Origin of the sequence: Enterococcus avium ATCC 14025, assembly GCF_000406965.1 — a bacterium.
Lineage (GTDB): Bacteria > Bacillota > Bacilli > Lactobacillales > Enterococcaceae > Enterococcus_A > Enterococcus_A avium.
In genome coordinates this window covers 14,599-29,093 of the sequence record NZ_KE136359.1, presented here as the reverse complement: position 1 = coordinate 29,093, position 14,495 = coordinate 14,599, and the positions used below count along the sequence as shown (strand labels likewise).

Sequence of the window (14,495 nt, the reverse complement as noted above, 5' to 3'; positions counted from 1 at the left end):
ATCATTGTTTTATTTTTATTCCTATAAAACTATTTCCTAAATTTAGAATTTCTACAATTTTCTTCGTTTCAGTATTATAAGCTACCTTAAAAAGATTCATTCCACTCTTCCATGATAGCCCAATTTTTTTATTCCTATGATAAACGACTACCACCCCCTCAACTTTATTGTTTTCTATACCTTTTTGATAAACTTCAAGCCACACCAACTCGGAAAACGTATCATTTGCATCTTGATAAGTCTTTCTTTCCTGACCAAAGTATTCCGTATTAAGCTCATCGGATAGATACGATGATACTTCTTTTTTCTTATTCTCAATGTCATCTGGAGTAAAATTTAAGTTTGCTTCAAATACCTTTTTAACTACCAGATCATATTCGACACATATATTATCGTCGGTATCTGTAATCGTTGTTATTTGTTCCTTATTCTTTAATGATGCATAGAACTTATCCAATTCATTTGATAAGTTTTCATTCTCATCTTTTAGAATTTCTAGAACTACTTTTTGTTCTTTCTGTTTTTCTCTGAGGTTTTCAATAGTCCTCAACAGATCAATATTCTCTTGTTGACGATTAACATTCCAAAAGCAAAAACCGAAAATAATTGAAACTAAAACTAATTCAATCAATATATGTTTTTTCACATTGTTTGCTCCTTTTAACAAACTTCAAATACATTCTCATATCTTTTAAAATTCATTCTTGCCATTTACAGATTCTACATGATAAGTATTCAGAATAAGTTCGACTAAAATCATGGAATAGGCCTCTTTTTATCCTTTGTGTACTTACCGCTTTGTCTATTTAAAAAAAGAAAAACTGTGAAATAACCTCCTATTCAGAAATAGTGGCTACTTACACAGTTAATATTTCACTCTTTTCATGATCCTTTTTAATCGAAATTGGACCGGCGTAAATTACTTATCAAATCTTCAAATTCAAATTTAATATTATAAAACTTTGCTATCAGCTCTTTGCCATAATCTTTATCATTCCTTGCCTTATCGCTTACGAGGGCGTCCTGAAGAGCTAGCAAGTCCAATTCCCATCCTTTAATTTTATTAAAAAAGCTACGTCTATTTTTTCCAATATCCTTATTTTTATCCATACTTCTCATCAAATGATCTTCGAACTCTCTTATTAACCCCCTAATTTTTTTGCATTCTCTAGAAGTATCCTTAAGTTCATTTAAGTAGCTATCATGACTATATTTAATATAAAATTTTTTGGATTCTTCATCTTCAATTAATGAACTAGAATCAAATAAACTAAATTGTTTTAATTGATCTGCTGTTTCAGGGTCTGTTTCTTCCAAATCGAATAGTTCAGTCTGTATCATGTTGGCAAGGAGCTTGTTCTTAAAATTCAAATAGGAATGCTGAGAATTGTAATATGTTCTCTTAGTAATATTGGTATCTTGTTTTTCACCGGTAACTTCAGAAATAAACCTAGCAGATCCCATTGTGTATAAATCTGCATTTGCTTCGTCATACAACTCTTTTTTTAGTTCTGCTCTAGGTCCTACCTTCTCCCCTTTAGTCTGATAAATCCAATCTTCTTTCAAGTCATCAGATACAAAAACGACATTAGAATAATCACCTTTTTTAGCTTTCCCAATAATATCTTTCCAAATTAGAAGGTCTCCAAATTTTGTATGATATTCTATCTCTCCATACTTTCGTACCTCTTCTCCCTTTTCTGCTTCATCCATATAACCTGGAGGGAAGCTAATTTTATATCTTTCTTTCCCTTCAAGCTCTATGGAATTTATATCTTCTTGAGAAGGAGCGGCTCCAATTTTAGCAAACATTAATTCAGCCAATTGATTACTTGTGTCCTCAACATCACCAATTAATGAGAATTCTTTTTCTACCTCCTCTTGAATAAAGGAGTTTACAAATTTATTCAGTTCCTTACTAAAGTTCTCTTTTATATTTTTTCTTACTTCATTTTCGTCAGTGCTTCTAATCAGTGAACCAAAACTATCCATCTCTTCGTTGAAAACTTTAGTTAATTTTGGAACATTACTTTCCAGTTTGTTACCAAAATTCTTTTTCTGTATCTTAATACCTCTAATTACAGACTGTTTATTAAAATGAAACTCAAGTGCAGCTATATACGGAACCCATAAATTATCTGAAACGTTTTCCAAAGAATTGAATAATTTTTTTCGACTTTCAATAGAAAATCTAAAAATATGCAATAACACATTGGTGTCAATCACTATGAGTGTATCTTCAGAAAGATTACGAAAGTCAATCTTTTCCTTATGATAAAATTCCCTAAACATTTCTTTCATTTTTTTCTCCTTTGATTTCCATCTCGAAAACATTATACCAAACTTCCTCAATGATATAGATACCATTCAAAAAAATAATTGTTCGTTAAGAGTATACTTAGAGTTTCATACATTTTGATAAACCTTTTTAATAAACTTCACTGTGCCTTGAAGGTACGTGTAATTTTCTTCACCTTTTGTCATTTTTTTATACTATGTGCTTGAGTATCTTTGCCTCTCAAAAGATCCATCATGAGTGCCAATGAGATCGTAGCATCCTCATCGCTAACTGTTGTCATTTACTCAATCCAACTTTATACAATTTTACCGCCCACTCTCCATTCAGTTCGTTCCTTATCAAAAGATGTCCATAACAAGTATCTTGATCACAGACACAGAAACCATTTGAGGATTGTTTCTTGTCGAGATGCACTTCTTGCTGTTGAAGTTAATCCAATAAACAACGTTCCCTGCCGATCGATTAATCTGATCCAAAGAACTAAATGAACTTTTTATCCTTTACTACTTTATTCTTATGATTCTTCTACAGCGCGGGCAAAACAAACATCCCCAGATAATAAATATCCAAAGGAAGTATCAATTTGCCCTATATGAACAGAATCTGTGCCATAACCACCTATTTCAATGATCTTTGTAGCAGTTCCATAATAGTTTTCTGCAAGAATTGCGGTGTGTCCATCATTCCCGAAACCTCCACCTAGATTGACCACAATGATATCACCTGCCTTGGCTTCACTTTCTTGGATTTCTTGAAGATATTGTTTTAATCCTCGTGCATCACTTGTCATGGATGGAGTCGCCCACGGTACTTGAGGAGTCTTATATCCAGCTTTAGTCAGTACAAACCATACAAAACTGGAACAATCTGTAAAACCATTTTTATCAGGATTATCGATCGTCCCAAATTGAGTCCGTCTTTCTTGGGAATAACTGAAGTAGCCTATTAATTCTCTTGCAGTTTCAAGAATATCACCGCCATCTCCGGTACTGACTGACGCACATTTTGCTGCTAAATTTTCTAACTGGCCTTTTGCTGCATTTTCCATAGCAGCCCCTGAAATTGGATCGCTGCTGCCAAACTTCGCAAACCATTTGTCTGCCCTAGCATTCCGTTCTTCTGAATGCCATTGAGAAGAATCTTGGCTGAGACCTTCAAACCAGAGCAACCATTGATGTTGAGCTTCATGAACATCGGTCAACTGTAGCGCAGCTTTCGCTTTGGCGTAATAAGGATTCTCTAGTTCCTTTTTGAGAAATTCCAACTGGACACCTAGGTTTGACATCTCTTTCCTTTTTTCTGCCGCAAACGATCGTAGCGCCTCTTTACGAGAACCTAACCATTGCGCTAATCCAAAAGCACCACTTGATGGATTCTCAATATCTGGATTGAATCCACCACTTTCAAAATCCATACATCCCATTGGTCCTGCTGCTCCTTGTGGTGTTGCCTCCAATTCTGTTATAAAAAAATCGTAAATAGCTTTTGCATTTTCTTCTGATCCAGCATTATCAATATTAATAGATACTGCACTAGGTCTATCTTCACAAAGGTTTTCATCGTCTACGCCCATAATGTACATTCCCAAAATGAACAAAAAGGCAACGACTAAAACTGGAATCAGACACCCTAGGCAGCCACATCCGCAGCCTCGTCTTTTTCTGGTTTCTTCCATCCCAGCAATCCTCTCTAAAAAGAAAAATCCCTAGAGATTGATTTTCTCTAGGGTTAAATGTGCATATTATCAAGTAATGCATATTTTTTATATTTCTAATAAAACTTAACTTTATTTATATAGTTGAATTTTTCCTTTGCAAAATTGAAATATCGCAATACATTTACATCTTCAAGATGATAAATAAACTCTTCTTCATATTCTCCCTCAATAATCATCCCAGATGAAACTAAACCATTATAAAATCTCCTTAGTAGAATTCGATATACGAAAACTCCAGGATTAGAAGGAAAATACTCTTTGTTCAGATAAAACTCTTCATCTGATATTGGATCAATTGTTGAACGCAATCCATTTTCGGTTAAATCACTGGCTAAAAGAACAATCATTTGATTTACCCATGTCCAGAATGTAATAAATTCTTTTACCATTCGATAAAGTGCAGAATCTTTTGTTAGTCCGTCAATGATAGAACCATCCAAATCACCTCCTTTTACTCTCTTTTTGTAATTGGATTTTTCCAAGTAATTTTTCAAATTTTTAAATACATTTGAACTTAACCATCTATCAGCAAATCTATCCCATACAAGGAGATAATAGAGTCCATCATCAATATCTGCACAAATCCGCATGGTCTCCTTTTCTATTTCTTTTAATAATTCTGCACAGGCAGCTTCAGGAAAAACCAAAATTTGCTCTTTATTTACTAGCTGATAGTTAGCGTAAAACTCCTCAGGCGTATTTACATTAACTAACTCAAATATATCTTTACCAAATTGCTTTTCACTCTTTTTAAGATGAATCAAGCGATTATCAAGCAACTCATCTATACTTATTTCCAAACACGAACAAATAGCATTCAACTGACTTGTTTGGGGAATTGAATTTCCATTTTCCCATTTACTAATATTCGTTTGAGATTCACCTATTTTTTCAGACAATTCTTTTTGTGTGATCCTCAAATTTAATCGCGCTTCTTTTAACTTGTTCGCAATGACTAATTGTCTATCCATCTTATTACCCCCTAAGAATAAATTTTTCGTCTAATAAAGCTCAAGTTACTACTCATTTTCCCATTGAATTTATCATAGAGATACTCAGAAATTTCTTGATTGAACCAATATAATTCTGAAATAATCCCTTCTTTTATTAAAATCATTTCCTCTGCATCTAGTATTGTCCGAGGATCAAAATAACTTCTTGATCCTACTGAATCATCATGAAGAAAAATTTCATTACCTTTTTCATTCTCTGAAGAATAAATTTTTCGGCATCGTTCAATCCAATCAAAAAAATGATTAGCAAAGCGTATTGCCTCAGAATAACTCTGACTGGATGATAAAAGAAAATTTGCACCTTGAAGTTCAATATCATAGCGAGGAACAGATTCAAATCCACTATTATTCTTTTTGGTGATATAGTAAACACTCATTAAATCAGTAAAATTATCCATTAATGAATAACCTAGTAAATTTTCTCCAAAATCATACAACTCATTTCTCGATAATACAAAAGGGTCCTTTTCTTCATCAAGCAAGTCTGAAGCTTTTATTCCAAAATATTCTGCTAAGCATTGTAATTCAATAATGTTAGGTAAAACACCTTCTTCCCACCGTTGAATAGTTTTTGAACTCACATTGAGTCCGGTTGTTTCAAACAAGGATTCTTTAAACTCATCTCGTGATAAATTTCTTATTTCTCGTTCATGCCTAATTTGATCATTTATTTCCATGTCTTTCACCTCTTGTAACTATTATTACAAATTGGTAAAAAATTGGAATACTCAATTTGTCCAAAACAATTGGTCAAATCCGAATAATATCTATCAATAAAAGCCAATTTAATGGTTCTTAATTGACACCTTAATTATTTTATACTGTAAACTTCTTAGTGAAATATATTATCTTTTACTGTGGGCTTCTGCCTTCCGGTAATGAAAAATCTTTACCCAGTTTTCCTTCAATCGATTGATCGAGTACAATAGACTTCGAGTGGTCACTTGAACCTGGATCGACATGAATCTGCTCTTTTGAGCTTCCCGTCATTTTTATTGTTCGATTATTTTTTGTGTGACCACTTATTTGTTGCATCGATTGTAACGAGTTTTGATTGGTGATCATTGATCGTGATTGCTTCAATTGTGTAATTTGTTGCGTCAAAGAATCATTCGCAATTAATTTTGGTGTTTTCTGAGTTAACGGTACCGACTGACCAACATAATTCTTTGATGGTTGTACCAAGCTCATTTTTCGGTTTCTTTTTCCACCAGCTTTGCCATTTTTAATCAATTTATCAATTGGTAAAGCAGAAACAGATAATGGAATGGGATCACCAATTGGAGTTGCTACTTGTACGCTGGGTGGCTCTATCGTCTTTCGTGGACGTTGCATTTTTACAGGCGGTGGTCCAATGTTTGGTTTATTTTCCACAAGTAATTTCTCTCCTTCAAATGGCAATTGTTTTTTTCTGCCATAAGCAATTTCCGAAGGCTTGGCATTCGATTGTTTTACTGGTGTGGCGTGTTGCTGTTTTGTTCGTTGGAACAACTGACTTGCCGCTAATATACCTGGATGGATCTTCCCAGCAACATTCTCTCCTCTTAAAATTGCTCGTTCCGTTAAATCTTTTCCTCGATGAATGGTTCGGCTAACTTCTCTTGTCGTAGTTTGTGCTTTGGATTTTGCCTCAGCTAATGTACGATCCGCTTGTCCTAATCCCAGCTTTGCTAAAATATCTTTCCGTTTTACGAATACGGTCAACGAAACAATCCCTCGAACAAACATATTACCGATAAAACCAGCTACGGTATTCATTAGAATCAAATCATCAATAATATTGAAAACAAGGAACGCCACTAGAATTAACACACTATAAATCGATTTTTGAAAGACAAATCCCACAAACGTTTTTAACCCACGAAAAATCATATAATCCATGCCTGGAAAGAAGGAAACGATCAACATAAAAGCGATTGCCAACAGCATCAACAGCACTCCTAACTGGAATAAAAAACGAACCATTCCGATCATCAAGATAGGAATTCCAACAGATACATTTAAACTTGGACTCATTAATCCCACGATCATTTTGTAAATACTCTTTGTTGGTTGAATGAACGCACGATAAGATTCTGTTTTTTCATCATCTTCTTTTGCCGCATCGATCACAACATTAGAGATATTTTTTAAGGCTTCACTTTTGATACTTTCAGACAAGAACTCTGTTGGTTTGATACCAGCCTTTTCTAACTCTTCAATATCAGTCGTTCCATAATTTAATAATAGATACGGATCGACAACCGCCTTCTGATAATACATTTCACGAATTTGTTTGATCGCATCCTCACTGGTGGTCGCAACACTTAGATCATCAATTCCGTTGGTCGCTTCAAAAATTAACCCTTCAACAGCAGTTGACCAGGTATTTAAATCCTTCGTCATTTTTTCACCCTGACTGGTTACTGTGCCATTTCCAAACCAAAGAATTGAAAAACCAACTACACATAAAAAGCGGACAAGGGCTCGCTTTGCCTGATTTCCACTTCTACAAACCTTCAAATAGAAGATATAAACGACATATCCTCCAGTTAATCCTAGACCGACCACATTAAATAGCTTATCGTAGATATTTTTAGAGAATTGGAAAAAGGTATGGATAAGACCATCCATTGCCGCTCCTTTATAGAGTTTTTCGATAATAAAATCAAATACCTGCCAAATAATTTTGTTCGTGCTAAACGACATGTTAGTAATCATCTGGATAAAGTCTGTCCCGTTTTTTCCAAATAACATCTTTCCAAGTGAAAATTCTGTATCACCTATGTACGAAGAGAAAGTATCAAGGTGGTATTTGCCCACAGTATAGATCGCTTCTTTATCCGACTTTGCATAGGCTGATACAGATAGAAGCAGGATCAAAAGGATGGGAAGTAAGATAAACAACAGCCTTCGTTTGTTCGTTCTGACCAATTTTAAATCCCTCCTTTTTTTTATTTTTAGACATCAAAAAAGAGTCTGCTTCCAGACCCTTTTATAAACTATTCTTTTGCTTCAAAAACTTTCGTCACATTTTCTTGTTCAATCGCTTGGATAAATTCCGTTTCAGAAATTGGTTCGAATTCCTTTCCATTTGAAGTTGCCGCAGATTCACGAACATGATCTTTTATTTTCTTTTTCAAGTCAGGATCAGAATACTCCGTTTCGTTATACTTGATATAGTAAACATTGTTCTCATCATTTTTTGCTTTCATCAAATAAACTTGCAATGCATCTTTTTCAGATAAATCAGTCGGAAAATAACCTGAATCAAAATCATAATCTTTTCGTTCCTCATTATCTTTCTTGTTGTATTTACTCTTAAAATCCATGACTGTTTTCACAGCAATTTTTGTTTGATCATCCATTTTATTCATGGATTTACCGCAGCCTGCCATAAGAAGACAAGTCAAAAATAGTAACGCAGCCATCCCATATTTTTTCATTTTACCCCAACCTTTTAAATAGTTGCATAAAAGTATAGCAATGAATGATTTCATTTGTCTACAAGGAATTGATCTATGCGACCTGTTCTTCTGCTTCACTATTACTCGTTTTCTCTGTTGTTTTCAACGCTTCCGTGAACTCTTCAAACAGGCTGTGAACATTTAATTTCCCAACACGGCCATAAATATCACGCATCCAACATTGCCCCTTGATCATCCGTTTCATTTCTTTTCGGTTCTCTTCATTACATTCAAGACTCAAGTGAGTGAGTATTTTGTCTCGTTCGCTATCCTCGTCAAAAGCAAAGACGATCCCATAGTTTCCTTTTTCGTCCTCTGTGCCTAGATCATCAATAAACTGAGTATCCAACACCAATTGATTCATTTGAGATCGCCCTACACGAGCCATCGATGAAATAATTGCTCGACCGGAATTCGATTTATTAAAGACCCAAGCCTCCGTGAAGTAGACGGCTGTTTTCTGCTCAATGTCACGTTTCCCAAACATCTCACAAAAACGTCCCAAGCTGATCATCAAACACAAGGACTTTCTATCGGCATCAGAGTATAATTCAGGTGAAATATCATCTTTGGGCAACGTTAAATCTTGGATTTCCAGCACGGTTGTTTTCTCTTTGAAATCCAGTCCATTATTTTCGCCATAACTAAAACCTAAACGCAAGATCGAATCAGTAATCGTTAAATGCAGGAAGCGACCATATTCATGAATTTTTTCATCCGCATGTTCTTCTAACCAATCAACGACATGCATTAATCCCACTAGCTCACCATTTTCTCGCTTAGTCAATATTTTTTGAATTCCTTCTAGTACCGCTCCTTTTAGCTTGTGATCCTTTCCTAACGGACTCAATTCATTGATCATATCTTGTGCCACTTGTTTAGCATCAATTCGATCTAGATAAACTAGTGGGTCTAACACACCGTAGTTTTCCTTCTTTTTTGCATCCAATGTCACGTAATTAATGCTATTTAAATGTTGTACGAATAATGGGTAGTTCTGTTGGTAATATGGATTGTTGACCAGTTTCTTGAACCATTTTCTTTTTTCGCCTTTGGGATCTATCAGAAGGCTTTGGGCTTCTAAAAAGGAACTATAGAGGAAAATTAATCCCACAAGAAAGGTTTTCCCTTTACCGGTTTTCCCTGTAACTGCCATGTGTGGCGCATCATAAAGCGCACCTCTAATTCCTTCCGCAATTGCTAAAGGATTCAAAAAGACATACTTATTAGAGGCATAAATTAATTCTTCCAGCTCCGTTTTTTCACCTTTGGAACCATTCAATCCGACAACATCTTGACGGCCAATATACCAACCCGAATCCATTCCCAATTCTGTGATCGTCCCAAAAAGCAATTCTGCAATAGCATCAACATTTGTACGTTGCTTCCAATGCATCTGACCTCCTAACGGCTGTCCAATTAACAGTTTATAGAATAGTTTTACTTGATCATTTTTCCCACGACAGACTCGTACACTTTGACTCAATAGTTTGATAATGGATAAACTACGCTGCCGAACTTCTTCCTTCGTATTCCCATACACAACAAAGCAGCCCAGCCAGTCAATGATTGGCTCATTGTTACTCATACGTTCTCGCATATGTTTTAGTAAATAGCGAATGGTCAGAACACGATCCGTAGGTTCATCCCCATGTTTTTCTTGATCATTTTGTTCATCCTTGAAGCGATTATTTAACCATCCTGCTCGCATTTGGAGTCCTTGTGATCCTCCCAGTTCTGGATAATGAAGCTTCATCCGAAATTCTACTGGGAAATTCAAATCTTGCGCAAACTGAAAGATACTCATATTGCTCATATTCTCTGGGAAAGTTCCGATCGGAAGAATGGATAAGTAGCTTTCTCCGAGTTCATCCTCGACCTTCAAAATACCTTTTCCTTTATTTACCGGGCGAATGATCGCAGATTGGATATCCTCAATATCTTGCCAATGATTTTCATCTTCAATTTTATGAGGCATCCCTCTGATATATTGCAGGCGATTCACATAGATCATTTCTTCTTTTGCCAAAGGGCGGATCGAAAAAGAATACAACAATTGAGAGACCTCATTTGAAACTGGGACGATTTTTTTGAGGATCGTTTCACCGTCAGTTCGTTCATACCCAGCGAATCCTAACACCTCATCTGCTAATTCATTGGATATTTTCTTAAATGCCTCCTTCAAACTTTCAGCAATGTACTGATCCTTTACTTTCAAACCCAACAAAAAAGAAGGCCGATAAATCGTACCTTCTCTTTCCAGTAGATTGACTGTTTCCTTAGCGTAATAACTACCAATATCGGGATTGTTCTGATCAAATCCTTCTGATAATTTAGTAAATCGATTAGATAAATTCATGGTGCGTGGGAACATGATCAATTCTACATCTTCATAAGGTGCCAGAAGCTGCATTAGATTTGCCATTTGCTCTTTATTTTCTTGAATCGCTTTAGGATTATTTTGCGAAATCGTTTTTGGGGATACTTGGTAGTATGCCCAGATGTCATTATCGTATGTTAGCAATAAATTTCCCTTTAATGTCCGAATGGGACTTTTTATATTAGTCATCTTATATCCTCCAGTCTCTTTACACATATTGTTAGCAAATAGGAAGCTGTCTTCATGAAATAGCTTCTTGATAAGATAAGTCAAAAAGAGATGTGTTAAATGGCACATCTTTCTGACTTAACAGATAGGCAATGGCAAAAGATCAAACTTTTTTTTGATAACGGAAAGTATGGAAATAGACAGACACAGGAAACGTGAGTATTGATGTATGTTGTTCTTCATTTTTTTAAATCTGTATGCCAATGAAGTATGTTGTCACAGGAGTTTCCGCCATATAAAACCGTGTGGTCTTTCTACAAAAGAGATTGTGAAAATGAAAGTCCAAGTTATGGGATTATTGACTCCCAGATTGTAAAAACTATCTATAACTCTGAGGATATCACAATGAATGGAGGACAAAGTAAATAGTCGAAAGCGACATATCCTTGTTGTTATGCCCTTTTAATTGGTACGACACCACTGTTGGTTGCGTTATTTTAAAGAGCGCTTCAAGTCAATAAAAAATTTCAACTGATTCAGGCTATCGTGGGACAACCGTCACTCAGATAATCGTATTTTTAAATAAAACGATCAATATAGTTGCTAAAGAACCACTTCGTGGGGCGTATTCCTTATGTGTTGTGTCAACGGACATTTAAAAATGTCGTTTTGGGGGTGCGGACATAATCCTGGACTAAAAATGAACTTAGGAGGAATATCCGTATGTTTTCCCACGAAGAACGTGTAAAAGCAATTCAGTTATTTTTAAAATATGATTGCTCCTACGCCGCTACCATTCGGAAATTAGGTTATCCGTCCGTTGGAGCACTACGTCAATGGTATAAAGAATATTTGGTATCTGGAGAGCTCCATCAGGAACTCCGGAAGAAGTCAAAGTATTCTGAAGAACAAAAAAGAGTCGCTGTGAATCATTATTTTGAATATGGTCAATGTTATGCACGAACCATTCGAATGCTTGGTTACCCAAATAAAGGCTCCTTACGACAATGGTGTGAAGAACTCGCACCAGGTGCTAGAAAACTTCGAAAAAGTGCGGTAAAGTTAACCAAAGATCAAAAAGAAGACGTGTTGAAAAAGTTCTATAAACCTCAAACCAACAGAAAAGGCTTAGCTGAAGCTGAAGGAATCAGTAGGGTTGCTCTATATCAATGGAAGGCCACTTATCTTGGAAAGGATTTCCCTCTGCGCATGACTTCAAAAAATCAAGGAAAACAAAAAGAATTACTTTTAAAGGAAGTAGAAGAGTTACAAGAACAAGTACACCAATTGCAGCTTGAGAAAGCATTACTCGAAGGAGCAGCTGAACTACTAAAAAAAGGAAAAGGCATCAATCTACTTCGTCTATCAAATCAAGAAAAGACTCTATTGATTGATGCCTTACGAAATCAATTCAACTTGAAAGATCTTCTTCAACAGCTCCAGTTGTCTAAAAGTAGCTACTTTTATCAAAAACAGGTACTTGAGCAACCGGATAAGTATTTTGAAGAACGCCAATTAATTGTCACGATTTTCAACAGTAATTTCTGCGCTTATGGTTACCGCAGAATTCATCAAGCTTTAAAAAATATGGGGAAAATCCTTTCTGAAAAAGTCGTACGTAAATTGATGTTCGAGGAAAATCTATTTGTTAAATTTTCTAGACGAAAAAAATACTCTTCGTATGCTGGGGAGATTACTCCTGCACAACCTAATTTATTGAATCGCAACTTCAAAGCAAAAATGCCAAATGAGAAATGGCTAACAGATATTACCGAGTTTAGGATTCCCGCAGGGAAAGTCTATTTATCCCCATTGGTTGACTGCTATGATGGCGCCGTTATTAGCTGGACTATTGGAACAAAACCTGATGCAGAATTAGTGAATACTATGTTAGACGCTGGACTCGCTACCCTTCAAGACCAGGAGCGTCCAATCGTTCATTCTGACCGTGGTGCTCATTACCGATGGCCCGGTTGGATCGAACGAATGAACAAAGCGAACTTGCCTCGTTCCATGTCTAAAAAAGGTTGCTCCCCAGATAACTCAGCGTGCGAAGGTTTCTTTGGACGATTAAAAAATGAGGTGTTTTACCAACGTGACTGGAAAAACACGACAATTAACCAGTTTATGAATCAATTGGATGACTATATCTATTGGTATAATAATCAACGGATTAAGTTATCTTTAGGGGGACTAAGTCCTCTTCAATATCGGAAGAAGCAAGGATGTATTGGTTAAAAAGGTCCAGAAAAACATCCGCACCCCCTTTTTGGACACGAATGTAGGTAAGCAGAATGTAGGCTGGTAGATAACATCTGCTAGGTATTGCTTGATTAGGAACTTGGATATGATACCCTTCTAACGAGCCTGAATCCTTTTAAATTAAGGCTTTTAAAGGCTCGTATTCTTATCCAAGAAGGTTCCTTGTCAAGTTATACCGGGTGAAATAACTAAAATCAGAAATTATTCGGTATTTCTATGTCCGAAAATCCACATTCTATGGTGACCAAAAACTTACAAACCTTGATGTTCCTTTACCTGTGTTGGATAGTTGAACGAACTTTTGCTTGGATTAATAAGTGTCGAAGTTTGTCCAAAGCCACGAATTAAGAATATTTTCTACTGAAAACTTTATTTGTGTCGCTCTTATATCCGTAATTATCAAACGTTTTTAAACTCATGGAGAAAGCTTCTAAGTACAAAAGAAACATAAACGCATTAGAAGTCTCACTAAAAAGCATCATAAAAAGTACAGATTTTAATGAGAGTACCTCTCCATAGCAAAAATACCACAATTAAATCTGTACTTATAAATTTTATTAACTTATTCTTCTGTGTTATAATTGTATGTCGAAAGATCATCTATTCCTTCAACACCAATTTGTTTAAGCACAAGATATTCTTTGGCAACTTTGGCATTCCATTCCAATCGTCCAAGCATATCAAATGTCTTTTCAAGAGTGCTTCCAACCACTAAGACACCGTGTTTTCTTAACAAATATGCTTTTGGGATAGCTTGATCTTTTTTTACTGCTTCTCTAACAACTTCACCCAATTCAGGCGTTGTCGCTGGGGCAAATTCTAAACAACTTATTTGTCCTAGCTTTTGTGTCCCTTCCGTTAAGTTCGGCATTTCTAATCCCAAACTAGCAAAAACTAAAGAGTTAAAGGGATGCGCATGAATAACACATTCAATTTGTTTGCATTCTTGAAATGCGGCCATATGCATATTCACTTCACGTGTTACTTTCCCTGTTCCTTCGATAATTTGTTCATCTTTGTCGATGACTAAAATCTGTTCCGGTCTCAAGTCCCACAAAAAGTTTTGACTAGCCAGCGTAGGTGTCATTATGAAATGTTTATCACTTACTTTAACACTAACATTTCCTCCAGCTTCATTCGAAAATTTGCGGTCATACATCGTTTTTACAAACTTTGTCAGCTTTACTCTTTCTTCATAATAGAGCATCGT

Annotated in this window: 10 protein-coding genes; 1 reads left to right on the top strand and 9 read right to left on the bottom strand. The window is 35.7% G+C overall.

The genetic code is table 11. The features are described 5' to 3' along the window. Window position 1 precedes the first annotated feature (1 nt). The 8 genes from OMU_RS06900 to OMU_RS06865 all read right to left on the bottom strand — a co-directional run bounded on the left by OMU_RS06900 (window position 2) and on the right by OMU_RS06865 (window position 11,044). Window positions 2-646, bottom strand: a complete 645-nt coding sequence (locus OMU_RS06900) for a hypothetical protein (protein ID WP_016179236.1) — start codon at window positions 644-646, stop codon at window positions 2-4. A gap of 248 nt (window positions 647-894) precedes the next feature. Then, window positions 895-2,301, bottom strand: coding sequence for a PIN-like domain-containing protein (locus tag OMU_RS06895; RefSeq protein WP_016179235.1), 1,407 nt, complete (start codon window positions 2,299-2,301; stop codon window positions 895-897). A 512-nt stretch (window positions 2,302-2,813) separates the two neighbouring features. Beyond that, window positions 2,814-3,974, bottom strand: coding sequence for a phage tail tip lysozyme (locus tag OMU_RS06890; protein ID WP_016179234.1), 1,161 nt, complete (start codon window positions 3,972-3,974; stop codon window positions 2,814-2,816). Between the two features lie 95 nt (window positions 3,975-4,069). Then, entirely contained in the window at window positions 4,070-4,987 is a 918-nt protein-coding gene (locus tag OMU_RS06885) for a helix-turn-helix domain-containing protein (RefSeq protein ID WP_016179233.1), read from the bottom strand. A gap of 11 nt (window positions 4,988-4,998) precedes the next feature. Next, the gene (locus OMU_RS06880) at window positions 4,999-5,706 is read right to left on the bottom strand and encodes a helix-turn-helix domain-containing protein (protein WP_016179232.1); all 708 of its coding nucleotides are present in this window, start codon (window positions 5,704-5,706) and stop codon (window positions 4,999-5,001) included. A gap of 175 nt (window positions 5,707-5,881) precedes the next feature. Further along, window positions 5,882-7,942, bottom strand: coding sequence for a CD3337/EF1877 family mobilome membrane protein (locus tag OMU_RS06875; protein WP_016179231.1), 2,061 nt, complete (start codon window positions 7,940-7,942; stop codon window positions 5,882-5,884). A 68-nt stretch (window positions 7,943-8,010) separates the two neighbouring features. Further along, on the bottom strand, window positions 8,011-8,454 hold the full coding sequence (locus OMU_RS06870; protein ID WP_016179230.1) for a hypothetical protein: 444 nt from the start codon (window positions 8,452-8,454) through the stop codon (window positions 8,011-8,013). A 73-nt stretch (window positions 8,455-8,527) separates the two neighbouring features. Then, window positions 8,528-11,044 carry an ATP-binding protein gene (locus tag OMU_RS06865; RefSeq protein WP_016179229.1) on the bottom strand — a complete coding sequence of 839 codons (2,517 nt, stop codon included), beginning with the start codon at window positions 11,042-11,044 and terminating at the stop codon, window positions 8,528-8,530. Window positions 11,045-11,746: 702 nt separating this feature from the next. On the opposite strand from OMU_RS06865, the gene OMU_RS06860 reads away from it, so the two are divergent. Continuing rightward, window positions 11,747-13,261: an IS3 family transposase gene (locus OMU_RS06860; RefSeq protein WP_016179228.1), complete on the top strand. Its 1,515-nt coding sequence runs from the start codon at window positions 11,747-11,749 to the stop codon at window positions 13,259-13,261. Window positions 13,262-13,847: 586 nt separating this feature from the next. On the opposite strand, the gene OMU_RS06855 is transcribed toward OMU_RS06860, so the two are convergent. Further along, entirely contained in the window at window positions 13,848-14,492 is a 645-nt protein-coding gene (locus tag OMU_RS06855) for a class II aldolase/adducin family protein (protein ID WP_016179227.1), read from the bottom strand. Window positions 14,493-14,495 lie beyond the last annotated feature (3 nt).

Coding starts and splice junctions, on each gene's coding strand:
- OMU_RS06855 (WP_016179227.1), bottom strand. CDS start 14,492: ATGCTCTATTATGAAGAAAGAGTAAAGCTGACAAAGTTTGTAAAAACG.
- OMU_RS06880 (WP_016179232.1), bottom strand. CDS start 5,706: ATGGAAATAAATGATCAAATTAGGCATGAACGAGAAATAAGAAATTTA.
- OMU_RS06890 (WP_016179234.1), bottom strand. CDS start 3,974: ATGGAAGAAACCAGAAAAAGACGAGGCTGCGGATGTGGCTGCCTAGGG.
- OMU_RS06865 (WP_016179229.1), bottom strand. CDS start 11,044: ATGACTAATATAAAAAGTCCCATTCGGACATTAAAGGGAAATTTATTG.
- OMU_RS06860 (WP_016179228.1), top strand. CDS start 11,747: ATGTTTTCCCACGAAGAACGTGTAAAAGCAATTCAGTTATTTTTAAAA.
- OMU_RS06870 (WP_016179230.1), bottom strand. CDS start 8,454: ATGAAAAAATATGGGATGGCTGCGTTACTATTTTTGACTTGTCTTCTT.
- OMU_RS06885 (WP_016179233.1), bottom strand. CDS start 4,987: ATGGATAGACAATTAGTCATTGCGAACAAGTTAAAAGAAGCGCGATTA.
- OMU_RS06895 (WP_016179235.1), bottom strand. CDS start 2,301: ATGAAAGAAATGTTTAGGGAATTTTATCATAAGGAAAAGATTGACTTT.